Here is a 22518-nt window from a genome sequence, read left to right as displayed (position 1 = left end):
GGAGCGTGGGAACGATCAAGTGCAGGGGGGGTTATTGCTGCACGAATTTTGCGCTGACATACGGTGAGTAATCCGGCAGCACCGTTTCAACCTTCCCCTGTTCCTTCAAGAATTTCGCCGTCTCGCCAATCGCTTGCGCCGTTCCGCCGGCCAGCAGGGCGCTGGTCTGTTGTGCCTTGGCATCCGGGAACGCGGACCCGGCCAGCAATTCCGGTACATCGGCTGCATTGGCTCCGGTCAATTTGGCGATTTTCTGCACCGGTACCGAATCCTCGGTCCAGCTGTCCTTATGCGCCGCATAGTCGGCAAATGAGTCGAGGGTGACCTTGGCGAACCGGGCGATGACCTCTGGGTGCTTCTCGGCGTAATCCTTGCGCGCTACCCAGACTTCGAAGGTCGGTGCACCCCATTGGCCGACTTGTGCGGCATCGGTCAAGGTCTTGCCGGTCTTGCGGATTTCCCCCAGGGCTGGCGACCACACAAATGCGCCATCAATGTCTCCACGCTTCCAGGCGGCGGCGATTTCTGCCGGTTGCAGGTTCACCACTTTGACTTTCGACGCGTCCAGGCCCCAGTGCTTAAGCGCGCCCAACAGGCTGTAGTGGGATGTGGAAACGAACGGCGTGGCGATGGTCTTGCCGATCAGATCTTGCGGTTTTGCGATACCACTGCCATTGCGCACCACCAAGGCTTCGGCGGCATTGATCTGTGCGGAAACGAGGAACGCGACGATCGGCAGATTGCGCGAGGCCGCGGCGGCCAGTGGGCTGGAGCCGAGGTTGCCGATTTGCACGTCGCCGGAAGCAATGGCGGTGACCACTTCCGGGCCACTGTTGAAGCGCCGCCAGTCGATTTTCTCGCCAATGGTTTTTTCATAAAGGCCATCGGCCTGGGGGACTTTGCTTGGATCAATGCCGGTCTGGTAGCCAACCGTGAGGTTTGCCGCATGGGTGGAAAAAGAAAATACGAGCGATACACAAACTGTAACAAATGGCTTGGATAGTGCGCGTCTGATCGACATGGCATTGGCCTTTATGAAAGGTTTTGTTTCGGAATTGCTTACAAACCTAATCGATCTAAAAAACGCCTAATAAATACCATTTAGGAATTAGCTTATGAGCCGGAGGCTCTAGCCTGAGGAAAGGCAAAAAATGAGCGAAATTCCTAAACGGTATGAGAAAAGAAACCATCCATTCTTTTCAGGTTTATGACGAAAGCATGACCGGCAAGGACCAAAAAATCGGGGATTAGACTATGGTCGTAGACACATGTAGTTACGATTGACTTGTGGGTCACGCTCTGGCGCTAATCGCGCATCTTAGATTCCAGGCATATGACCCGGAACCAGGACCAATAAGAATTAGAGACGAGAGGAGTTTAAACAATGAACAAGTCGACCTTGACCCTGGCCGTGGCCGTAGGGGTTCTGGCGCAGCAGGCAGGCGCCGTCGGTTTCATCGATGACAGCAAGGCTTCCGTTAGTTCGCGCACCTATTATTTCGACTCGGATAAGCGTGAAGGTGCCAGTACGCCTGCCAACCGGCAGCGTGAAGCGGCGGAAGGCCTGAAGTTCGATTACCAGTCGGGCTTCACCCAAGGCACCGTTGGCTTCGGTATCGACGCCCAGGCACTGGTCGGCATCCATCTGGACGGCGGCAAGGGCCATCACCCGGACAACAACTCCTTCTCCCCTAGCGATTCCGATGGTTCGGCAGAGAGTTCGTGGAGCCGTTTGGCGGGCAACGTCAAGGCACGCGTCTCGAAGACCGAGGCCCACTACGGTGGTGCCTTGCAGCCCAACATGCCTATCCTGATCGCGAACGACAGTCGCGTACTGCCACAAACCTTTGAGGGTGGCACCATCACCTCGAAGGAAATCGACAACGTGACCTTCAACGTCGGTCAACTCGAGCACGCGACGGGTCGCGCCTCCTCGAACAGCACTGGCCTGTCTGTGGCTGGCGCTACCCAGGACAGCAACCAGTTCCGTTACGCCGGTGCTGACTGGAAGGTCACCAAGGACCTGTTGCTGCAGTACTACTACGCGAACCTGGAAGACTTCTACAAGCAGAACTTCCTCGGCCTGGTGCACGTTTACCCGATCGCGCCTAACCAGTCGTTCAAGACTGACATTCGCTACTTCGACAGCAGCTCCGATGGCAAGAACGGCAGCGGCCAGGCGGGCTACCGGTTCAACAACAACAACGGCTTCGCCAAGACGCCGGGCGAGGTCGATAACAAGACCTGGAGCGCCACGTTCACCTATACCCTGGGTGGCAGTGCATTCCTGCTCGGGCATCAGCGTGTCAACGACGACGGCGGCTTCGTCTTCCTCAACCAGGCCAACGTTGTCGATGGCAACGGTCGCAACGAAGGTGCCGGCGGCGCCAGCTTCTACTCGTTCACCGATGCCACCGTGGGCAGCTTTATCCGTGCCGGTGAAAACACCACCTACGGTCAGTACTCTTACGACTTCGCTTCGCTGGGCGTTCCAGGTTTGAAAGCTTCAGCTGCTTACCTGTACGGCCAGGACATCAAGGCCACCAACGGCGTGGGCAAGGACCTGAACGAGCGCGAGACCGACCTGCGTGTGGATTACGTGATTCAAACCGGTCCGCTTAAAGGCTTCGGTACGACGCTGCGTCACGGTATGTATCGTGGTAACACCAGTACCCTTGATGAAGACCAGACCCGTGTGATCTTCAACTACACCTACGCCTTCAAGTAAGCCGTAGCAGAAAGCCTCGTCGGCGGACGAGGCTTTTTTTCGTCTCCAGTTTTATATTCCATAAACAATGCATATGATTATTTTTTATTCTTTTTAGATTTTTACTCAAGCGCTTAAAGTTAGGCCATCCGATACGCACCGTAAGCTTCGGATCGAGTTTCAAATTCCCGGACACCCAAAAATTCAAGGCATCGGCTTGTCGTCGATACCTCGGGCTGTACTGTCTGGGCATATTCCTAAATGCGATTAAAATATATTTTTCAATTCTTTTTAGGATTATGAAGGGGTATTCTGCGCGGCCCAAAAAAAGACCGATCCAGACGGTCTGGCGCTAATGGCGCCGGCGGATCCAGGGCATTCGACCCAGGACCAAGAATTAGAAAACGATAGGAGCGAAACAATGAACAAGTCCAACCTGGCCGTGGCAGTGGCCCTAGGGGTTTTGGCGCAGCAAGCAAGCGCCGCCGGTTTCATCGAAGACAGCAAGGCAACGTTGGGGCTGCGCAACTTCTACATCAACACCGATTACCGTGATGGTACTGGTCCGAACAAAAACGAAGAGTGGGGCCAAGGCTTCGACCTGCGTTTCACTTCCGGTTATACCCAAGGCACCGTTGGTTTTGGTGTTGATGCGATCGGCCTTCTGGGCGTGCGCCTGGATTCGGGCGGCGGTACAAACGGCGCCACTGCGACGTCCTATGGCGGTACGGTGTTCCCAAGCAAGTCCAACGGCGAAGCGGTTGATAACTTCTCCAGCCTGGGCCTGACTGCCAAGGCCAAGGTTTCCCAGACTGAATTGAAACTGGGCACCCTGCAGCCAAAACTGCCGGTTATCGTGACCAACGATGGTCGCCTGCTTCCACAAACCTGGCAGGGTGGCCAACTCAGCTCGGGCGATATCAAGGACCTGACCTTGATCGGTGGCCAGATCGAGCAGGTAAAAGGTCGTAACTCGAGCAACAACGAACAGTTGTCGATCTCGGGCGCCAACAGCCGTGCCTCAACAGGTCGAGACAGCAATAAGTTCATCTACGCCGGTGGTGACTACAAGCTCACCAAGGACCTGACAGCCCAGTACTACTACGGCAACCTCGAAGAGTTCTACAAGCAACACTTCCTGGGCCTGGTGCACAACTGGGCAATCGGCCCCGGTGTGTTGAAGTCGGACTTGCGCTACTTCAACAGTTCCGATGACGGTGCCAACGGTCACGATCCGCTGTACTTCACCACTGGCAACTACAACGCTCCAAACGGTAAAGGCAAGGTCGACAACAACCTGTACAGCGGCCTGTTCCTGTACTCCGTTGCCGGTCACACCTTTGGTGGTGGTTACCAGGTCAGCAACGGCAGCAGCGATTTCCCGTGGCTGAACCAGGGCGACGGATCGTCGGCCTACATCATCACCGACTCGCAAATCCAGAAATTCGCCCGTGCCGGCGAACGCACCTGGCAGGCACGCTACTCGTATGACTTCGCCAAAGTCGGCGTGCCTGGCCTGACGGCGGGCGTGGTGTACCTGCATGGCGACGATATCGATACCGTCAACTCTGCCGGTCGCGAAGCGGCCAGCGGCGCTTCCGAGTGGGAACGCGACCTGACCGTGGGTTACGTCGTTCAGTCCGGTGCGTTGAAAAACCTCGGCGTGATGTGGAAAAACGCCACCTGGCGTACCGATCTGCCGAACACTCGCTCCCAGGACGAGAATCGCCTGATCGTCAGCTACTCGATCCCGCTGTTGTAATAGCGTGTGGGAGCGAGCCTGCTCGCTCCTACAGGGTAACCGACGCAAAAAAAAGCCCCGCCCGGCATCACGCCGGGCGGGGCTTTTGCGTTTTCTAGGCGGGCTCACCCCCGTAAACCGGCCTCGTATTTCCCCTCTTTTACAGCAACTCAAGGCCTTCTCGAACCTTGTGGCCGATGTTGGGGGCGATGGGTTCGGGCGTCCAGTGAAGAGATGTTTAATATTCCGTTGTGATCTAAATAAATCGATATTTATTCTTTTTAATGGATAAAAAATGCAGGCACAGTTGAACTCAACCAGCACTCACCAGGAGCAGCACCATGAGTATCAGACTGGGCGATATTGCCCCGGATTTCGAACAGGATTCCAGCGCCGGTACCATCCGGTTTCACCAGTGGCTGGGCGATAGTTGGGGTGTGCTGTTTTCCCACCCGGCCGACTTCACGCCGGTGTGCACCACCGAGCTGGGCTTTACGGCGAAGTTGAAAGACGAATTCGCCAAGCGTGGGGTCAAGGCCATCGCGCTGTCCGTCGACCCGGTGGAATCGCACCACAGGTGGATCGAAGACATCAACGAAACCCAGGGCACCGTGGTCAACTTCCCGATTCTCGACGACGCCGACCGCAAGGTTTCGGACCTGTACGACTTGATCCATCCGAACGCCAACGACACCTTGACGGTGCGCTCGCTGTTCGTGATCGACCCGAACAAAAAGGTACGGTTGACCATCACCTACCCGGCGAGCACCGGTCGCAACTTCCATGAAATCCTGCGGGTGATCGACTCGCTGCAACTGACCGACAACTTCAAGGTGGCCACCCCGGCCAACTGGCAGGACGGTGATGAGGTGGTGATCGTGCCATCGCTCAAGGATGAAGATGAAATCAGGCAGCGCTTTCCCAAAGGCTATCGAGCCATTAAGCCGTACTTGCGCCTGACACCGCAGCCGAATCGCTGAAGTCTGCGCGTTCCCACGCGCAGCAAAGGAACGCCTCAACGGACGCTCTGCGTTCGGCTTTTGAGGGGACGCGGAGCGTCCCGGGCTGCATTCCCACGCAGAGCGTGGGAACGATCAAGAACACAAAGCAGGGGGTTTTCAGGCCGTTTCGACGGCCTTTTTTTTGTCAGGAAGAAACTGAAGTTATATCGCCAAAACGAATAACCAAATGAATAAATATGATTTATAGATATATAAATCACCTGTTAAGGTCACTCTATCCAAGCGAGATCGCAAACCGCGAATCGCAACGCCGCTCAAGGAATCGTCTGAATGTTGGTCGTCTCACTCGGTGGCAGCCCCAGCCAGCGCTCCCGTTCCGGGGTGTTGCTGGAGCGCTCCCAGCGTTGGTTGCAAGGGCAGGGTGTGGAAGTGGTGAGCTATCAGGTGCGGGACTTCCCGGCCGAAGACTTGCTGCATGCACGCTTCGACAGTCCGAAGGTGATCAACCTGCTTCAACAGATTGAAAACGCCGATGGCCTGCTGATTGCCACGCCGGTCTACAAGGCTTCTTTCTCAGGTGCGTTGAAAACCGTGCTGGATCTGCTGCCCGAGCGCGCCCTGGCGCATAAAGTGGTGCTGCCCATGGCAGCCGGGGGCAGCATTGCCCACATGCTGGCGGTGGATTACGCACTCAAGCCGGTATTGTCGGCATTGAAGGCCCAGGAGCTGCTCCAGGGGATTTTCGCCGTCGACAGCCAGATCGCTTACGGCGAAGGCAGTGCGCAGGCACAGTTGGCGCCGGAGCTGGAGCAAAGATTGAACGAGTCGCTGGAGTTGTTTTTCAGCGCCATGGCGCGACGGCCCAAGCCGCTCGACCCGCAGCTATTGAATGATCGTTTGTTGAGTGCTCGCTGGAGCATCTGAGCTCCACTGAACATAAGCCCCATTCCAAATTGATGTACTGGCCTTACTCGCCCGCTAACGGGCAAGCAGGTGCAGCCAAAAACCCAACTGCAAAAAGGAGAGCGCCATGCGCCCTGTCATTTTGCGTCGTGGTCTGGTCGCTCTGTTTGCTGCGGCTGTCACCTTCGGCGCCATTACTCAAGCTCAGGCCGAGACGCTTCGTATCGGTTACCAGAAATATGGCACCCTGGTGCTGCTCAAAGCCAAGGGGACTCTGGAAAAACGCCTTGCCGCCCAAGGCGTGGACGTGCAATGGACTGAATTCCCCGGTGGTCCGCAACTGCTCGAAGGCCTGAACGTCGGCTCCATCGACTTCGGCGTTACTGGCGAAACCCCGCCAGTGTTCGCCCAGGCCGCGGGCGCGGATCTGCTCTACGTCGCCTACGAACCGCCAGCGCCGCACAGTGAAGCGATCCTGGTGCCGAAGGACTCGCCGATCAAATCGGTGAAGGACCTCAAGGGTAAGAAAGTCGTCCTGAACAAAGGCTCCAATGTGCATTACTTGCTTGTCCGCGCCCTGGAAGACGCCGGCCTCAAGTACAGCGATATCCAGACCGTATTCCTGCCGCCGGCTGATGCCCGCGCCGCGTTCGAGCGTGGCAGTGTCGATGCCTGGGTCATCTGGGACCCATACCAGGCCGCCGCCGAACAGCAGCTGCAGGCCCATACCCTGCGCGATGGCCAAGGCATCGTCGATAACCACCAGTTCTACCTCGCCACCAAGCCCTATGCGCAGAAAAACCCTGAGGTGATCAAGACCCTCGTGGAAGAAGTGCGCGCAGTCGGTGAATGGTCCAAGGCCAATCCGGACGATGTGACCCAACAGGTTTCGCCACTGCTTGGCCTGCCAGCGGACATCACCCTGACGTCCGTGAAACGCCAGGGCTACGGCGCGCTGTTCCTGACCCCGGAAGTGGTCGCCGCCCAACAGAAAATCGCCGACAGCTTCTACCAGCTCAAGCTGATTCCCAAGCCTTTGAGCATCAAAGACGTGATCTGGACGCCGCCGGCAGCCGTTGCCAAAGCACAGTAATCGATTCCTTAAGGAGACCACTCCAATGAGCCTCAACATCTTCTGGTTCCTGCCTACCCACGGCGACGGCCATTACCTTGGCACCGCCGAAGGCGCTCGCGCCGTCGACCACGGTTACCTGCAACAAGTCGCGCAAGCGGCGGATCGCCTGGGTTTCGGCGGCGTGCTGATTCCCACCGGTCGTTCCTGCGAAGACTCGTGGCTGGTGGCCGCGTCGCTGATTCCAGTGACCCAGCGTTTGAAATTCCTCGTCGCGCTGCGCCCCGGGATCATTTCCCCGACGGTGGCGGCGCGTCAGGCGGCGACCCTGGATCGTTTGTCCGGTGGGCGTGCGCTGTTCAACCTGGTGACAGGCGGTGATCCGGAAGAGTTGGCCGGCGACGGTCTGTTCCTGACCCACGAAGAGCGCTATCAGGCCTCGGTGGAGTTCACCCGCATCTGGCGTCGGGTGCTGGAAGGCGAAACCGTCGATTACGACGGTCAGCACATCAGCGTGAAGGGCGCCAAGCTGCTCTATCCTCCGATCCAGCAACCGCGTCCGCCGCTGTACTTCGGCGGTTCGTCGGAAGCGGCCCAGGATTTGGCGGCAGAGCAGGTCGAAATGGTCCTGACCTGGGGCGAGCCGCCGGCCGCCGTTGCCGAAAAAATCGCCCAGGTGCGCGCCAAGGCCGCCAAGCTCGGGCGCACTGTGCGCTTCGGTATTCGCCTGCATGTGATCGTGCGCGAAACCAATGCCCAGGCGTGGCAAGCGGCGGACCGACTGATCTCGCACCTGGACGACGACACCATCGCACGTGCCCAGGCTTCGCTGGCGCGTTTCGACTCGGTTGGCCAGCAACGTATGGCGGCTCTGCACGGCGGCAGTCGCGATAACCTGGAAGTCAGTCCCAACCTGTGGGCCGGTGTCGGCCTGGTGCGCGGCGGTGCCGGCACGGCGCTGGTGGGTGATGGTCCAACCGTGGCTGCCCGTGTAAAGGAGTACGCGGACCTGGGTATCGATACCTTTATCTTTTCCGGTTATCCACACCTGGAAGAGTCGTATCGCGTTGCCGAACTGCTGTTCCCGCACTTGGATATCGAGCGTCCCGAGTTGCCGAAAAGCGCCGGTTACGTCAGCCCGTTTGGCGAGATGGTTGCTAACGACATTCTCCCTAAAGCTGCGTCCCAGAGCTGAGGCGCACCATGAAGAAAGTCATTCACAGCCTTGCGCCATGGGCATTACCGGTCTTGCTGTTAGCGGTGTGGCAGTTGTCGGTGTCGGCGGGCTGGTTGTCGACGCGGATTCTGCCGGCGCCCATTGCCGTGATCGAAGCCGGGGTGAGCCTGGTTCGCAGTGGTGAAATCTGGACGCACCTGGCTATCAGCGGTTGGCGCGCGGCGCTGGGTTTTGCCATTGGTGGCGGCATCGGCCTGACCCTGGGCTTTATCACCGGCCTGTCGAAATGGGGCGAGCGCCTGCTCGACAGCTCGGTGCAGATGATCCGCAACGTGCCGCACCTGGCGCTGATTCCCTTGGTGATCCTGTGGTTCGGCATCGACGAATCGGCGAAGATTTTCCTGGTGGCCTTGGGCACCTTGTTCCCGATCTACCTCAACACGTATCACGGCATCCGCAACGTCGACCCGGCGTTGGTGGAAATGTCGCGCAGCTACGGTCTGTCGGGTTTCAGCCTGTTTCGCCAAGTGATTCTGCCGGGGGCCTTGCCTTCGATCCTGGTCGGTGTGCGCTTTGCCCTGGGCTTCATGTGGCTGACGCTGATCGTCGCCGAAACCATCTCCGCCAGCTCCGGCATTGGCTACCTGGCGATGAACGCCCGGGAGTTCCTGCAGACCGACGTGGTGGTGCTGGCGATTCTGCTATACGCGGTGCTCGGCAAACTGGCCGACCTCGCGGCCCGTGGACTTGAACGCGTATGGCTGCGCTGGCATCCGGCCTATCAGGTCGTCAAGGGAGGTGCCGCATGACTGCTCAACAACCTCCACGCCTGTTGCGCGGAATCCCGCTGGCGGTGCGCAAGCTGCAAAAAACCTTCGGCTCGCGGCAGGTGCTGCGTGAGATCGACCTGCACGTTCCGGCCGGTCAGTTCGTAGCAGTGGTCGGCCGTAGCGGCTGTGGCAAAAGTACCCTGCTGCGCTTGCTTGCTGGCCTCGACAAACCTACGGCTGGTGAATTGCTCGCCGGCACCGCTCCGCTGAGCGAGGCGCGGGAAGACACCCGGCTGATGTTCCAGGAAGCGCGTCTGCTGCCGTGGAAAAAGATCATCGACAACGTTGGCCTCGGCCTCAAGGGCAACTGGCGTCCGCAAGCGCTGAAAGCCCTGGAAGCGGTCGGCCTGGCGGATCGCGCCAACGAGTGGCCGGCGGCGTTGTCCGGAGGGCAGAAGCAACGTGTGGCGCTGGCTCGCGCACTGATCCATCAACCGCGCCTGCTGTTGCTCGACGAGCCGTTGGGTGCGCTGGATGCGCTGACCCGAATTGAAATGCAGCAGCTGATCGAGCGGCTCTGGCAACAACACGGCTTTACGGTGTTGCTGGTCACCCACGACGTCAGCGAAGCGGTGGCGATCGCCGATCGGGTGATCCTGATCGAAGACGGTGAGGTCGGCCTCGACCTGCACGTGGAACTGCCGCGCCCTCGGGTCCGCGGCTCCCATCGGCTGGCGGCGCTGGAAACCGAAGTGCTCAACCGCGTGCTGTCACTGCCGGGGCAACCACCGGAGCCGGAACCTGTTTCACCCTTGCCTACGCAGTTGCGTTGGGCTCAATAACTCAAGCCTCAATCAACGACAGGAATCAACATCATGACTATCAAGGCCATCAACGTTCGCAACCAGTTCAAAGGCTCCATCAAGGAAATCGTACTCGGTGACGTGCTGTCGGAAATCGATGTGCAGACCGCTTCCGGCATCGTCACGTCGGTGATCACCACGCGTTCGGTGAAAGAGCTGGAACTGGCGGTGGGCAGCGAAGTGATCGCGTTCGTGAAATCCACCGAGGTGTCGATCGCCAAATTGTGAGTCGTACGTGTGATCGTTCCCACGCTCTGCGTGGGAATGCCTCAACGGACGCTCCGCGTTCGGCCTTTGGGGACGCAGAGCGTCCCGGGCTGCATTCCCACGCAGAGCGTGGGAACGATCAGCGTGCGGAGCGCTTGGGCAGGTACGGCGGCAAGTACAGCCCCAGATACGCATCGAACACCCGCATCCCTTCCTCAGCCATGCGCGGCGTGATCTGCCCGTGCTGCTGCACCGAGCGCGCATAAACCCGGTCCCCGAGCTCCATGGCCAAGGCAAACACATCGACATCGTCCGGCAACCTTGGCAGCTCGAAATGGTGATCGAACAACTTGTGCATCAGGTCGCCCAACTCAATGTCGTGCTGGCGGTCGGCCTGGGTGACTTCGGTCAGGCCGTGCTGGGCCAGAATCAATTGGCGGGCCGCGGCGTCTTCGCTGTAGATCTCAAGCATCCGTTGCTCGACCAGTCGCGACAGGTCACGCCAACCACTTAAAGCGTCATGGTCGATAGGTGCCTGCAGGCAGGCGCGGAAGGCCGCGTGGACGTCGGCCGTCAGCGCCTCCAGCAGGGACGGGACGCTGGCGAAGAAGTGGTAGACGGAGGAGGGCGGGATTTGTGCGCGTTCGGCGACACTGTAGATCGACAGACTGGCCACGCCCTCGGCGGCCAGCAGCGTGCGGGCGGCATCGAGTATCGAATCGATCCGGGCCTGGCTGCGTGCACGGGGTTTGCGAACGGTGGCGGTGCGCGTCATTGGAGTCTCCTGCGGGGCAGGGGGCATTGTACGAGCAGGGTTTGATGTTGTCTGCCTGGACGCCTTCGCGAGCAAGTCGCTCCCACAAGGATTGCCTGTGTTCACGAAAATGATGTTCACTGAAATTTACTGTGGGAGCGAGCCTGCTCGCGAACCGCCGCAGGGCCATAAAAAAACGCCGCTGGCTGTGAGGCCGGCGGCGCTTCTTGTTCACTGCAACCACTTACACGGTATGCAGGTACCAGTTGTACTCGAGGTCGGAGATGGAGTGTTCGAACTCCTCCAGCTCGCTCTCTTTACAGGCCACGAAGATATCGATGTATTTCGGATCGATGTACTTGGCCATGACTTCGCTGTCGTCCAGCTCGCGCAACGCATCACGCAAGTTGTTTGGCAGGCTCTGCTCGTTCTGCTCGTAGCTGTTGCCTTCCACCGGGGCACCTGGCTCGATCTTGTTGACCAGGCCGTGGTGCACGCCTGCCAGGACCGAAGCCATCAGCAGGTACGGGTTGGCATCGGCACCGGCCACGCGGTGTTCGATACGTACGGCATCGGCGGAGCCGGTCGGTACGCGAATCGCTACGGTGCGGTTGTCCAGGCCCCAGCACGGCGAGTTCGGCACATAGAACTGCGCGCCGAAACGACGGTAGGAGTTGACGTTCGGGCAGAGGAAAGCCATCTGCGCCGGTAGGGTCTCGAGCACACCGCCGATCGCGTGACGCAGCGCGGCGTTCTGCTCGGGATCCTCACTGGCAAAAATATTCTTGCCGTCTTTGTCGAGAATCGAAATGTGCACGTGCAGACCGTTGCCCGCCTGGCCCGGGTAAGGCTTGGCCATGAAGGTGGTGTCCATTTCATGGTCGTAGGCGATGTTCTTGATCAGGCGCTTGAGCAGCACTGCGTAGTCGCAGGCCTTGATCGGGTCGGCCACGTGGTGCAGGTTCACTTCGAACTGCGCCGGGGCACTTTCCTTGACGATGGCGTCGGCAGGGATGCCTTGCTCTTTGGCGCCTTCCAGAATGTCCTGGAGACAGTCGACGTATTCGTCGAGGTCGTCGATCAGGTAGACCTGTGTCGAGTGCGGGCGTTTACCGGAAACCGGCGAGCGAGGCGGTTGCGGACGGCCGTTCACGTTCTCCTGGTCGATCAGGTAGAACTCCAGTTCGAACGCGGCGCAGATGGTCAGGCCCATTTCGTCGAACTTGCGCACGACGTTGGCCAGCACTTCGCGCGGGTCGGCGAAGAATGGCTCGCCTTCGAGTTCGTGCATGGTCATCAGCAGTTGCGCGGTCGGGCGCTTCTGCCATGGCTCGTTGCACAGGGTATCGGGGATTGGATAGCAGATTCGGTCAGCATCACCGATGTCCAGGCCCAGGCCGGTGCTTTCCACCGTAGAGCCATTGATATCCAGAGCAAATAGGGAGGCCGGCAGGTTGATGCCTTTCTCGTAAACCTTGTGGAGGCTGGTGCGTTCGATGCGCTTGCCGCGCACCACACCATTCATATCCGCAATCAGAAGGTCAACGTACAGAACCTCAGGATGTTCCTTAAGGAACGCGTTCGCTTCGTTAAGCTGAACGGCACGCGGGGGTACCGACATGATGCAACACCTTTGTTGTTAAAAATATCAATCATTGATCTTTTCGGATTCCAGTCAACCCGAACGGCATGCCGAAGTCAAGCGAGGCCTTTTTTGCCCTAAAAAAGCGCTCACATGGCTTTTTTGAGGCTCTTTGGGGCGTTTTCATCCCCCGTGGCCGTTTGACGCCCGCAGGCTTGAGCGGGCCGTGTTGTATTTTTTACGGGGGTGTTGTGTAAAAAAATGAACAAGGCTAAGCTCGAATCAAACCCATAACAGCAATAATACCGGGGTGCTTCATGTATCGCCTGCCGATAATCGGCGTCACCGCCTGCTCTTCGCAGACCGGTCTGAATGCTTATCACATCAGTGGCGACATCTGCGTCAGCGCCAAGGCCGCACCGGCTCCTGGCCTGTCGGTGATCTTCCCGTCCCTGGCGGATCAACCGTCTCTGTCCGATATTCTGGACGGTCTCGACGGCACACCCATTACGGTTACTCCATTCAATATAGAACCGATTCACAATAGCGGCTCGGCCTTTGTGCAGGGCACCGCTCGTGATTCTGCACGCCTGGTATGTGCAGAAGTACACACAAGCACGATAGCCTGGCGCAAACTTGCATTTCAACGCGACGCCGATGCGTCAACTATCGCCTGACCTCAAGCGTCAGGAAACTCAAAGCCTAGAGGCATTTATGAGTAACAACCTCGACCAGCTCACCGATTGGTTGAAAGACCACAAGATCACAGAAGTCGAATGCATGATCGCCGACTTGACCGGGATTACCCGGGGCAAGATTTCGCCGACCAACAAATTCATCGCCGAAAAAGGCATGCGTCTGCCAGAAAGTGTGCTGCTGCAGACCGTGACCGGCGATTACGTCGAAGACGACATCTATTACGAGCTGCTCGACCCGGCCGACATCGACATGATCTGCCGTCCCGACCAGAACGCGGTGTTTCCGGTGCCATGGGCCATCGAACCGACCGCCATCGTCATCCACGATACCTATGACAAGCAGGGCAACCCGATTGAGCTGTCGCCGCGCAACGTGCTCAAGAAGGTCCTGAAACTCTATGCCGACAAAGGCTGGCAGCCGATCGTGGCGCCGGAAATGGAGTTCTACCTGACCAAGCGCAGCGACGACCCGGATTATCCGTTGCAGCCGCCGATCGGCCGCTCCGGGCGTCCGGAAATCGGTCGCCAGTCGTTCTCCATCGAGGCGGCGAACGAATTCGATCCATTGTTCGAGGACGTCTATGACTGGTGCGAATTGCAGGAACTGGACCTCGACACGCTGATCCACGAAGACGGCACGGCGCAGATGGAAATCAACTTCCGTCATGGCGATGCCCTGTCCCTGGCCGACCAGATCCTGGTGTTCAAGCGCACCATGCGCGAAGCCGCCCTCAAGCACGACGTGGCAGCTACCTTCATGGCCAAGCCGATGACCGGCGAGCCTGGCAGTGCCATGCACTTGCACCAGAGCATCATCGACATCGAGACCGGCAAGAACATCTTCTCCAATGAAGACGGGACCATGAGCGAGCTGTTCCTGCAGCACATCGGTGGCCTGCAGAAACTGATTCCCGAGTTGCTGCCGCTGTTCGCCCCCAACGTCAACTCGTTCCGCCGCTTCCTGCCGGACACCTCGGCACCGGTAAACGTGGAATGGGGCGAAGAGAACCGCACCGTGGGCCTGCGTGTACCGGATGCCGGGCCGCAAAACCGGCGTGTGGAAAACCGCCTGCCGGGTGCCGATGCCAACCCGTACCTGGCCATTGCCGCGAGCCTGCTGTGTGGCTACATCGGCATGGTCGAAGGCCTGAACCCGAGCGCACCGGTGGTGGGTCGTGGTTATGAGCGCCGCAACCTGCGCCTGCCACTGACCATCGAAGACGCGCTCGAGCGTATGGAAAACAGCGCAACCATCGAGCGCTACCTGGGCAAAACTTTCATCACTGGCTACGTCGCGGTCAAGCGGGCCGAGCATGAAAACTTCAAGCGCGTGATCAGTTCGTGGGAACGGGAATTCCTGCTTTTTGCCGTCTGACGCGCCGTGCGCCGCCGTTGTCGGGTGGCGCTCTCACCTGGAATTTTTAGGAGATTGGTATGACCAGCAACAACCCGCAAACCCGTGAATGGCAAACCCTGAGCAGCGATCACCACCTGGCCCCGTTCAGCGACTTCAAGCAGCTGAAAGAGAAAGGCCCGCGGATCATCACCAACGCCAAGGGCGTCTACCTGTGGGACAGCGAAGGCAACAAGATCCTCGACGGCATGGCCGGCCTATGGTGCGTAGCCATTGGTTACGGTCGCGATGAACTGGCGGACGCCGCCAGCAAGCAGATGCGCGAGCTGCCCTACTACAACCTGTTCTTCCAGACCGCTCACCCGCCGGTGCTGGAGCTGGCCAAGGCCATCGCCGATGTCGCGCCAGAAGGCATGAACCACGTGTTCTTCACCGGTTCCGGCTCTGAAGGCAACGACACCATGCTGCGAATGGTTCGTCACTATTGGGCAATCAAGGGCCAGCCGAAGAAAAAGGTCATCATCAGCCGCAAGAATGGCTATCACGGTTCCACCGTGGCCGGCGCGAGCCTGGGCGGCATGACCTACATGCACGAACAGGGCGACTTGCCGATTCCGGGCATCGTCCACATCGCCCAGCCATACTGGTTCGCCGAAGGCGGCGACATGACCCCGGAAGAGTTCGGGATCTGGGCTGCCAATCAGTTGGAAGAGAAGATTCTGGAAGTCGGCGTGGACAACGTCGGTGCATTTATTGCCGAGCCAATCCAGGGCGCCGGCGGCGTGATCATTCCGCCAGACACCTACTGGCCGCGCATCAAGGAAATCCTCGCCAAGTACGACATCCTGTTCGTGGCCGACGAAGTGATCTGCGGCTTCGGCCGTACCGGTGAGTGGTTCGGCAGCGACTTCTACGACCTCAAGCCGGACATGATGACCATCGCCAAAGGCCTGACCTCCGGCTATATCCCCATGGGTGGCCTGATCGTGCGCGATGAAGTGGTCGAAGTGCTCAACGAAGGCGGCGATTTCAACCACGGTTTCACCTACTCCGGGCACCCGGTGGCGGCGGCTGTAGGCCTGGAAAACATCCGTATCCTGCGCGACGAAAAAATTGTCGAGCGCGTCAAGGCAGAAACGGCACCGTATTTGCAGAAACGTCTGCGCGAACTGAACGATCACCCATTGGTGGGCGAAGTTCGTGGGGTAGGCCTGTTGGGGGCAATCGAACTGGTTCAGGACAAAGCTACTCGCAAGCGTTATGAAGGCAAGGGCGTCGGCATGATCTGCCGGCAGTTCTGCTTCGATAACGGGCTGATCATGCGTGCCGTGGGGGACACCATGATCATCGCGCCACCGCTGGTGATCTCGCCTGCGGAAATCGATGAGTTGGTGACCAAGGCACGCAAGTGCCTTGACCTGACCCTGAGTGCGTTGCAGGCCTAAGTGCTAGGCTCTGAGCGGGAGTCATGAAACTTTCGCTCAGAGCTGTCAGAAACGTTGGCCTTTCCTTGAAAGACCGCCTCGGATCTTGCCAGACTAGCCGCGGTTCCAGTTGTCCGGGTTCGGCCGCTGAACAAAGTGGTTCAAAAAAGAAAAATTTGGAGCATTACGCATGAAGGCATTAGGAAAAAAGCTTGCTGGCAAGACTCTCCTCGCCATGTCCCTGATGGGCATTATGGCGGGTGCGGTCCAGGCGGACGACAAGGTGTTGCACGTCTATAACTGGTCCGACTACATCGCTCCGGACACGATCAAGAAGTTTGAAGACGAGTCTGGGATCAAAGTGGTCTACGACGTCTTCGACAGTAATGAAACCCTCGAAGCCAAGTTGCTGGCAGGCAAGTCCGGTTATGACATCGTCGTACCGTCGAACAACTTCCTGGCCAAGCAGATCAAGGCTGGCGTCTACCAGAAGCTGGACAAGTCCAAGCTGCCAAACTGGAAAAACCTGAACACCGACTTGCTCAAGGCGGTATCGGTGAGCGACCCGGGTAACGAGCACGCCTTCCCTTACATGTGGGGTTCGATCGGCATCGGCTTCAACGCCGAGAAGGTCAAGGCTGCACTGGGCGCCGACGCGCCGACCAATTCCTGGGATCTGCTGTTCAAACCGGAAAACGCCGCCAAGTTGAAGTCGTGCGGTATCAGTTTCCTCGATTCGCCTACCGAGATGATTCCGGTGGCGTTGCATTACCTGGGCTATCCAACCGACAGCCAGGACAAGAAACAACTGGCCGAAGCCGAAGCACTGTTCCTGAAAATTCGTCCTTCGGTAGGCTACTTCCACTCGTCCAAGTACATTTCCGACCTGGCCAACGGCAACATCTGCGTGGCCGTGGGTTACTCGGGCGACATCTACCAGGCCAAGGCGCGTGCCGCTGAAGCCGGTGACAAAGTGAAAGTCAGCTACAACATTCCAAAAGAAGGTGCTGGCAGCTTCTACGACATGGTCGCCATCCCTAAAGATGCCGAAAACGTCGAAGGCGCCTACAAGTTCATGACCTTCCTGCAGAAGCCGGAAATCATGGCTGAAATCACCAACGCCGTGCGTTTCCCGAACGGTAACGCGGCCGCCACGCCATTGGTTGATAAAGAAATCACCGCCGACCCAGGCATCTACCCGCCAGCGGACGTGCTGGCCAAGCTGTACGCGATTGCCGACTTGCCGGCCGCGACCCAGCGGATCCTGACTCGCAGCTGGACCAAGATCAAATCCGGTAAATAAGCCGGTTTGATGCAACAACCTGTTGTTGCCACCTGCGCGGCGGCAACAACAGGATCAATTAAATGACAGAAAGTTTTGCTGGAACGGTTTTTCGAGGGTAAGTTGCGCGCCGGTTTTGTTGTAAGGCAGCCATGGCTGTCATGTAACGCGGGGCAACTTGAGCCCAACTCATTTTAGAGGACCTCCACTTGCCTATTTTTTCTTTGTTGCGCAATGCCATGCTGGTCGCTGCCGGGTTGACGCTTGCCGTCAATGTTCAGGCTGCCGGCACCGTGCATATTTATAACTGGTCGGATTACATCGGCGAGACCACCCTGGCCGACTTCCAGAAAGAGACCGGTATCAAACCGGTTTATGACGTATTCGATTCCAACGAAACCCTGGAAGGCAAGTTGCTGGCCGGGCGTACCGGTTATGACGTGGTCGTGCCGTCCAACCACTTCCTCGGCAAACAGATCAAGGCAGGTGCTTTCCAGAAGCTCGACAAATCGAAGTTGCCGAACTATTCGAACCTCGATCCGGTGCTGCTCAAGCGCCTGGAGCAAAACGATCCGGGTAACCTGTACGCCGTGCCGTACCTGTGGGGTACCAACGGCATCGGTTACAACCCCGAAAAGGTCAAGGCTGCGCTGGGCGTCGACAAGATCGATTCCTGGGCGGCGGTCTTTGAGCCGGAGAACATCAAGAAGCTGCAAAGCTGCGGCGTGGCGTTCCTCGATTCCGCCGATGAAATGATGCCGACGGTCCTCAACTACATGGGCCTGGATGCTAATAGCACCAACCCCGAAGACTACAAAAAAGCCGAAGCCAAGTTGCTGGCGGTTCGGCCTTACGTGACTTACTTCCACTCCTCCAAATACATCGCGGACCTGGCCAACGGCGATATCTGCGTGGCCATCGGTTTCTCCGGTGACATGTTCCAGGCCCGCAACCGCGCGGCCGAAGCGAAGAAGGGCGTGGACATCGCCTATTCGATTCCCAAGGAAGGCGGTGCGCTGTGGTTCGACATGCTGGCGATTCCGAAGGATTCGGCCAACGTCAAGGAAGCGCACGCGTTCATCAACTATTTGCTGAAACCTGAGGTGATTGCCCAGGTCAGTGATTACGTCGGCTACGCCAACCCTAACCCCGGGTCGGACAAACTGATGGAACAGTCCATTCGCACCGACGAAGCGGTTTATCCACCGCAAGCGGTACTCGACAAGACCTACGTGTCCATCGAGTTACCACCAAACATACAACGTTTGATGACCCGCAGCTGGACCAAGGTCAAGTCGGGTAAATAGCTTCAAGGCTCAAACTATCCAAGGTTGGCTCACCTTGAGCGAACTGCACTCTTTTTGTTGGGAGTTTCGTAAATGGCAGTTGCCTCCGGCGCCTATAAGAAAGCCCTCGAGGGCGACCAGACACCTAAACAGGTGCTGGTCAAAATCGACCGGGTCACGAAGAAGTTCGACGAGACGATTGCCGTGGACGACGTGTCCCTGGAAATCAAGAAAGGCGAGATTTTCGCCCTGCTCGGCGGTTCGGGATCGGGCAAATCCACCCTGCTGCGCATGCTCGCCGGCTTCGAACGACCGACTGAAGGGCGGATTTTCCTCGACGGCGTGGACATCACTGACATGCCGCCGTACGAGCGGCCGATCAACATGATGTTCCAGTCTTACGCCCTGTTCCCGCACATGACCGTGGCGCAGAACATCGCCTTCGGCCTCAAGCAGGACAAACTGCCCGCCGCTGAGATCGATGCGCGCGTGGCCGATATGCTCAAGCTGGTTCAGATGACCCAGTACGCCAAGCGCAAGCCGCATCAGTTGTCCGGTGGCCAGCGCCAGCGTGTGGCCCTGGCCCGTTCGCTGGCCAAGCGTCCAAAGCTGCTGCTGCTCGACGAACCGATGGGCGCGCTGGATAAAAAACTGCGTTCGCAAATGCAGCTGGAGCTGGTCGAGATCATCGAGCGCGTTGGCGTGACCTGCGTGATGGTGACCCACGACCAGGAAGAGGCCATGACCATGGCCGAGCGCATCGCGATCATGCACCTGGGCTGGATCGCCCAGATCGGCAGCCCGATCGACATCTACGAAACCCCGACCAGCCGCCTGGTCTGCGAATTCATCGGCAACGTCAACATCTTCGACGGTGAAGTGATCGACGACGCCGAGGGCCACGCGATCATCACCTGCAAGGACCTCGACCGGAAGATCTATGTGGGCCATGGCATCAGCACCTCGGTGCAGGACAAATCCGTGACCTATGCGATCCGTCCGGAAAAGCTGCTCGTGACCCCGACCATGCCGACCTGTGAATACAACTGGTCCAGCGGCAAAGTGCACGACATCGCCTACCTCGGTGGTCACTCGGTGTTCTACGTCGAACTGCCGAGCGGCAAGATCGTCCAATCGTTCGTCGCCAACGCCGAGCGCCGTGGGCAGCGGCCAACCTGGGGTGACCAGGTGTACGTGTATTGGGAAGACGATAGCGGCGTGGTACTTCGCTCATGAACATGCGCAAATTCAAACGCCGCCTCAATCGAATAATTCCCGGTGGCCGCCAGTTGGTCATCGGGGTTCCCTTCATCTGGCTGTTCCTGTTCTTCATGTTGCCGTTCTTCATCGTCCTGAAGATCAGCTTCGCCGAAGCCGACGTGGCCATCCCGCCGTACACCGAGATCTACAGCTACGCCGAACAGAAACTGCAGGTGCTGCTGAACCTGGGCAACTACGTGATGCTCGGCGACGACGAGTTGTACATCGCCGCTTACCTCGGCTCGTTGAAGATGGCACTCTTCAGCACCATCCTCTGCCTGCTGATCGGCTACCCGATGGCCTACGCCATCGCCAGTGCCCGCAAAGAGCTGCAAACGGTGCTGGTGCTGCTGATCATGATGCCGACCTGGACCGCGATCCTGATCCGCGTCTATGCGTGGATGGGCATCCTCAGCAACAACGGCCTGCTCAACGGTTTCCTGATGACCATGGGCTGGATCAGTGAGCCGCTGCAGATCCTCAACACCAACCTCGCCGTGTACATCGGCGTGGTGTATTCGTACCTGCCGTTCATGATCCTGCCGCTGTACGCCAACCTGGTGAAACACGACACCAGCCTGCTGGAAGCCGCGTCGGACCTCGGTTCGAGCACCTTCAACAGCTTCTGGAAAATCACCGTGCCGCTGTCGAAAAACGGCATCATCGCCGGCTGCATGCTGGTGTTCATCCCGGTGGTGGGCGAGTTCGTGATCCCGGAACTGCTTGGCGGTCCGGAGACCCTGATGATCGGTAAAGTGCTCTGGCAAGAGTTCTTCAACAACCGTGACTGGCCGGTGGCATCCGCCCTGGCGGTGGTGATGCTGGCGATCCTGATTGTGCCGATCATCCTGTTCAACCGCAGTCAGGCCAAGGAAATGGAGGGTAAAGAATGAAACGCTTCCGTTTCTCCAGCCTGATGCTGGTACTGGGTCTGTTGTTCATCTATCTGCCGATGCTGATCCTGGTGATCTACTCCTTCAACGCCTCGAAGCTGGTGACGGTGTGGGGCGGCTGGTCGATCAAGTGGTACGTCGGCCTGATGGACAACACCCAACTGATGGGCTCGGTGGTGCGTTCGCTGGAAATCGCCTGCTACACGGCGGTGGCGGCAGTCGCACTGGGAACGCTGGCCGCGTTCGTCCTGACCCGCATCACCCACTTCAAGGGCCGTACGCTGTTCGGCGGCCTGGTCACCGCGCCGCTGGTGATGCCGGAAGTGATCACCGGTCTGTCGCTGTTGCTGCTGTTCGTGGCCATGGCACAGATGATCGGCTGGCCGCAGGAGCGTGGCATCGTGACGATCTGGATCGCCCACACCACGTTCTGTGCGGCGTATGTGGCGGTGGTGGTGTCGGCGCGCTTGCGTGAACTGGACCTGTCCATCGAAGAAGCGGCCATGGACCTCGGTGCGCGGCCATGGAAGGTGTTCTTCCTGATCACCATCCCGATGATCGCGCCATCCCTGGGCGCCGGCGGCATGATGTCGTTTGCCCTGTCGCTGGATGACCTGGTGTTGGCGAGCTTCGTGTCGGGCCCGGGTTCCACGACCTTGCCGATGGAAGTGTTCTCGGCGGTGCGCCTGGGCGTGAAGCCCGAGATCAACGCCGTGGCCAGCCTGATCCTGCTGGCAGTGTCGCTGATGACGTTCCTGGTCTGGTTCTTCAGCCGTCGCGCCGAAGAAGCGCGCAAGCGTGCGATCCAGCAAGCCATCGAAGAAAGCGCTGCCGATTCGTGGAAGCAACCGGACGTGCGTCGCGCGCAGCCGGAAGCGGCGTGAGTCTTAAATCGGGTTGACCACAATCCTGTGACCAACCCAAATCTAATGTGGGAGCGGGCTTGCTCGCGAAAGCGGAGTGTCAGTCACGAATATGTGGACTGACACTCCCTCTTCGCGAGCAAGCCCGCTCCCACATTTGCTTTAGGCAACCCAAGGGGATTGGCGAATGACTTCGACAAAATTCATCGGCTTGAACCACGGTTCCTGATCTATCAAGACATCGGTCTTCACATTGCCGAACGTGGTCTGCGGACGATGGTGCAAGCCGTCGGCAAAGGCGCAGATGATGCACTCCTTGAACCCTTCGCCCCGTGGATGCGCATGCACCACCGCTTCACGCTGCACGGTGGAAACGCTGCGTAGTCCATGCCCAGCACATCCATTTCAACGCCAGCGGTCACCAGCGCCACGGTCGGCCGCAGGTGTTGCGGCACGCCCGGCGCGGGTGATGCTGGAAAGCACCCGCGCGCCGCTCAAGACCGTGGCTTACCAGTGCGGTTTCCGCGATGCCCAACACATGCGCAGCGTGTTCAACCGCAGGCTGGGGGTGACGCCACAGCAGTACCGGCAGAACTTTGCAGCGATGGTTTGAGGCATTTATTTGTGTTGTTCTTGAGGACGTCTTCGCGAGCAGGCTCGCTCCCACAGGTGACCGAGTGTCCTCTAATGTGGGAGCGAGCCTGCTCGCGAAGACGTCAG

At 58.6% G+C, this 22518-nt stretch carries 20 protein-coding genes and 2 pseudogenes; 18 read left to right on the top strand and 4 right to left on the bottom strand.

Annotation, left to right across the window (positions count from 1 at the left end; genetic code table 11):
* Nucleotides 1-31: 31 nt before the first annotated feature.
* Nucleotides 32-1021, bottom strand: a complete 990-nt coding sequence (gene tauA, locus AC1Q8Q_RS12310; RefSeq protein WP_168759099.1) for a taurine ABC transporter substrate-binding protein — start codon at nt 1019-1021, stop codon at nt 32-34.
* A gap of 363 nt (nt 1022-1384) precedes the next feature.
* On the opposite strand from tauA, the gene AC1Q8Q_RS12305 reads away from it, so the two are divergent.
* The 9 genes from AC1Q8Q_RS12305 to AC1Q8Q_RS12265 all read left to right on the top strand — a co-directional run bounded on the left by AC1Q8Q_RS12305 (nt 1385) and on the right by AC1Q8Q_RS12265 (nt 10423).
* On the top strand, nt 1385-2728 hold the full coding sequence (locus AC1Q8Q_RS12305) for an OprD family outer membrane porin (RefSeq protein WP_168759098.1): 1344 nt from the start codon (nt 1385-1387) through the stop codon (nt 2726-2728).
* Nucleotides 2729-3128: 400 nt separating this feature from the next.
* Entirely contained in the window at nt 3129-4469 is a 1341-nt protein-coding gene (locus tag AC1Q8Q_RS12300) for an OprD family porin (protein ID WP_492615076.1), read from the top strand.
* 320 nt (nt 4470-4789) lie between these two features.
* Complete coding sequence (locus tag AC1Q8Q_RS12295; protein WP_020797291.1) at nt 4790-5428, top strand: peroxiredoxin; 639 nt, start codon at nt 4790-4792, stop codon at nt 5426-5428.
* 312 nt (nt 5429-5740) lie between these two features.
* A complete protein-coding gene (gene ssuE, locus AC1Q8Q_RS12290; protein WP_492615075.1) occupies nt 5741-6334 on the top strand; it encodes an NADPH-dependent FMN reductase in 594 nt (197 codons plus the stop codon).
* 106 nt (nt 6335-6440) lie between these two features.
* A complete protein-coding gene (locus tag AC1Q8Q_RS12285) occupies nt 6441-7406 on the top strand; it encodes a sulfonate ABC transporter substrate-binding protein (RefSeq protein WP_020797292.1) in 966 nt (321 codons plus the stop codon).
* A 25-nt stretch (nt 7407-7431) separates the two neighbouring features.
* Nucleotides 7432-8580 carry an FMNH2-dependent alkanesulfonate monooxygenase gene (gene ssuD / locus AC1Q8Q_RS12280; RefSeq protein WP_083349883.1) on the top strand — a complete coding sequence of 383 codons (1149 nt, stop codon included), beginning with the start codon at nt 7432-7434 and terminating at the stop codon, nt 8578-8580.
* Nucleotides 8581-8588: 8 nt separating this feature from the next.
* Nucleotides 8589-9371: an aliphatic sulfonate ABC transporter permease SsuC gene (gene ssuC / locus AC1Q8Q_RS12275; protein ID WP_083349882.1), complete on the top strand. Its 783-nt coding sequence runs from the start codon at nt 8589-8591 to the stop codon at nt 9369-9371.
* Nucleotides 9368-10174: an aliphatic sulfonates ABC transporter ATP-binding protein gene (gene ssuB, locus AC1Q8Q_RS12270; protein ID WP_083349881.1), complete on the top strand. Its 807-nt coding sequence runs from the start codon at nt 9368-9370 to the stop codon at nt 10172-10174. Before ssuC ends, ssuB begins: the two co-directional genes overlap by 4 nt.
* A 33-nt stretch (nt 10175-10207) precedes the next feature.
* A complete protein-coding gene (locus tag AC1Q8Q_RS12265; RefSeq protein ID WP_007967989.1) occupies nt 10208-10423 on the top strand; it encodes a TOBE domain-containing protein in 216 nt (71 codons plus the stop codon).
* A gap of 118 nt (nt 10424-10541) precedes the next feature.
* Here AC1Q8Q_RS12265 and AC1Q8Q_RS12260 read toward each other — a convergent pair whose 3' ends face one another.
* Nucleotides 10542-11177, bottom strand: a complete 636-nt coding sequence (locus AC1Q8Q_RS12260) for a TetR/AcrR family transcriptional regulator (protein ID WP_020797296.1) — start codon at nt 11175-11177, stop codon at nt 10542-10544.
* Nucleotides 11178-11400: 223 nt separating this feature from the next.
* Nucleotides 11401-12777, bottom strand: coding sequence for a glutamine synthetase family protein (locus tag AC1Q8Q_RS12255; RefSeq protein WP_015097275.1), 1377 nt, complete (start codon nt 12775-12777; stop codon nt 11401-11403).
* A 278-nt stretch (nt 12778-13055) separates the two neighbouring features.
* Here AC1Q8Q_RS12255 and AC1Q8Q_RS12250 point away from each other — a divergent pair, with 278 nt between their 5' ends.
* The 8 genes from AC1Q8Q_RS12250 to AC1Q8Q_RS12215 all read left to right on the top strand — a co-directional run bounded on the left by AC1Q8Q_RS12250 (nt 13056) and on the right by AC1Q8Q_RS12215 (nt 21819).
* Nucleotides 13056-13415 (top strand): gamma-glutamyl-gamma-aminobutyrate hydrolase family protein, encoded by a 360-nt coding sequence (locus tag AC1Q8Q_RS12250; protein ID WP_020797297.1) that lies wholly within the window; start codon nt 13056-13058, stop codon nt 13413-13415.
* Between the two features lie 37 nt (nt 13416-13452).
* Nucleotides 13453-14811 carry a glutamine synthetase family protein gene (locus tag AC1Q8Q_RS12245; RefSeq protein ID WP_008064954.1) on the top strand — a complete coding sequence of 453 codons (1359 nt, stop codon included), beginning with the start codon at nt 13453-13455 and terminating at the stop codon, nt 14809-14811.
* 59 nt (nt 14812-14870) lie between these two features.
* Entirely contained in the window at nt 14871-16235 is a 1365-nt protein-coding gene (locus AC1Q8Q_RS12240; RefSeq protein ID WP_033041957.1) for an aspartate aminotransferase family protein, read from the top strand.
* A gap of 169 nt (nt 16236-16404) precedes the next feature.
* Nucleotides 16405-17517, top strand: coding sequence for a polyamine ABC transporter substrate-binding protein (locus AC1Q8Q_RS12235; RefSeq protein ID WP_020797300.1), 1113 nt, complete (start codon nt 16405-16407; stop codon nt 17515-17517).
* Nucleotides 17518-17705: 188 nt separating this feature from the next.
* Nucleotides 17706-18803, top strand: coding sequence for a polyamine ABC transporter substrate-binding protein (locus AC1Q8Q_RS12230; protein WP_033041955.1), 1098 nt, complete (start codon nt 17706-17708; stop codon nt 18801-18803).
* 72 nt (nt 18804-18875) lie between these two features.
* The gene (locus tag AC1Q8Q_RS12225; RefSeq protein WP_020797302.1) at nt 18876-20018 is read left to right on the top strand and encodes an ABC transporter ATP-binding protein; all 1143 of its coding nucleotides are present in this window, start codon (nt 18876-18878) and stop codon (nt 20016-20018) included.
* A gap of 35 nt (nt 20019-20053) precedes the next feature.
* On the top strand, nt 20054-20935 hold the full coding sequence (locus tag AC1Q8Q_RS12220; RefSeq protein WP_231989931.1) for an ABC transporter permease subunit: 882 nt from the start codon (nt 20054-20056) through the stop codon (nt 20933-20935).
* Complete coding sequence (locus AC1Q8Q_RS12215) at nt 20932-21819, top strand: ABC transporter permease subunit (RefSeq protein ID WP_020797304.1); 888 nt, start codon at nt 20932-20934, stop codon at nt 21817-21819. Before AC1Q8Q_RS12220 ends, AC1Q8Q_RS12215 begins: the two co-directional genes overlap by 4 nt.
* Nucleotides 21820-21960: 141 nt before the next feature.
* Here AC1Q8Q_RS12215 and AC1Q8Q_RS12210 read toward each other — a convergent pair.
* A pseudogene (locus AC1Q8Q_RS12210) lies at nt 21961-22259 on the bottom strand (phosphohydrolase); the annotation flags it as partial.
* On the opposite strand from AC1Q8Q_RS12210, the pseudogene AC1Q8Q_RS12205 reads away from it, so the two are divergent.
* Nucleotides 22259-22411: pseudogene (locus AC1Q8Q_RS12205) on the top strand (helix-turn-helix domain-containing protein); the annotation flags it as partial. The pseudogenes AC1Q8Q_RS12210 and AC1Q8Q_RS12205 sit on opposite strands and share 1 nt — an antisense overlap.
* Nucleotides 22412-22518: the final 107 nt, after the last annotated feature.

It is taken from the genome of Pseudomonas sp. GW823-FHT06B06 (genome assembly GCF_058795195.1).
The sequence above is the reverse complement of the archived record's forward strand: the minus strand, read 5'-3'. Positions and strand labels throughout refer to the sequence as shown.

What these genes read in the sequence shown, in the direction of transcription:
- ssuB (WP_083349881.1), top strand. Translation starts at nt 9,368, where the DNA reads ATGACTGCTCAACAACCTCCACGCCTGTTGCGCGGAATCCCGCTGGCG.
- AC1Q8Q_RS12300 (WP_492615076.1), top strand. Translation starts at nt 3,129, where the DNA reads ATGAACAAGTCCAACCTGGCCGTGGCAGTGGCCCTAGGGGTTTTGGCG.
- AC1Q8Q_RS12265 (WP_007967989.1), top strand. Translation starts at nt 10,208, where the DNA reads ATGACTATCAAGGCCATCAACGTTCGCAACCAGTTCAAAGGCTCCATC.
- AC1Q8Q_RS12255 (WP_015097275.1), bottom strand. Translation starts at nt 12,777, where the DNA reads ATGTCGGTACCCCCGCGTGCCGTTCAGCTTAACGAAGCGAACGCGTTC.
- AC1Q8Q_RS12235 (WP_020797300.1), top strand. Translation starts at nt 16,405, where the DNA reads ATGAAGGCATTAGGAAAAAAGCTTGCTGGCAAGACTCTCCTCGCCATG.
- ssuD (WP_083349883.1), top strand. Translation starts at nt 7,432, where the DNA reads ATGAGCCTCAACATCTTCTGGTTCCTGCCTACCCACGGCGACGGCCAT.
- ssuE (WP_492615075.1), top strand. Translation starts at nt 5,741, where the DNA reads ATGTTGGTCGTCTCACTCGGTGGCAGCCCCAGCCAGCGCTCCCGTTCC.
- tauA (WP_168759099.1), bottom strand. Translation starts at nt 1,021, where the DNA reads ATGTCGATCAGACGCGCACTATCCAAGCCATTTGTTACAGTTTGTGTA.
- AC1Q8Q_RS12240 (WP_033041957.1), top strand. Translation starts at nt 14,871, where the DNA reads ATGACCAGCAACAACCCGCAAACCCGTGAATGGCAAACCCTGAGCAGC.
- AC1Q8Q_RS12260 (WP_020797296.1), bottom strand. Translation starts at nt 11,177, where the DNA reads ATGACGCGCACCGCCACCGTTCGCAAACCCCGTGCACGCAGCCAGGCC.
- AC1Q8Q_RS12285 (WP_020797292.1), top strand. Translation starts at nt 6,441, where the DNA reads ATGCGCCCTGTCATTTTGCGTCGTGGTCTGGTCGCTCTGTTTGCTGCG.
- AC1Q8Q_RS12225 (WP_020797302.1), top strand. Translation starts at nt 18,876, where the DNA reads ATGGCAGTTGCCTCCGGCGCCTATAAGAAAGCCCTCGAGGGCGACCAG.
- ssuC (WP_083349882.1), top strand. Translation starts at nt 8,589, where the DNA reads ATGAAGAAAGTCATTCACAGCCTTGCGCCATGGGCATTACCGGTCTTG.
- AC1Q8Q_RS12250 (WP_020797297.1), top strand. Translation starts at nt 13,056, where the DNA reads ATGTATCGCCTGCCGATAATCGGCGTCACCGCCTGCTCTTCGCAGACC.
- AC1Q8Q_RS12295 (WP_020797291.1), top strand. Translation starts at nt 4,790, where the DNA reads ATGAGTATCAGACTGGGCGATATTGCCCCGGATTTCGAACAGGATTCC.
- AC1Q8Q_RS12215 (WP_020797304.1), top strand. Translation starts at nt 20,932, where the DNA reads ATGAAACGCTTCCGTTTCTCCAGCCTGATGCTGGTACTGGGTCTGTTG.
- AC1Q8Q_RS12305 (WP_168759098.1), top strand. Translation starts at nt 1,385, where the DNA reads ATGAACAAGTCGACCTTGACCCTGGCCGTGGCCGTAGGGGTTCTGGCG.
- AC1Q8Q_RS12245 (WP_008064954.1), top strand. Translation starts at nt 13,453, where the DNA reads ATGAGTAACAACCTCGACCAGCTCACCGATTGGTTGAAAGACCACAAG.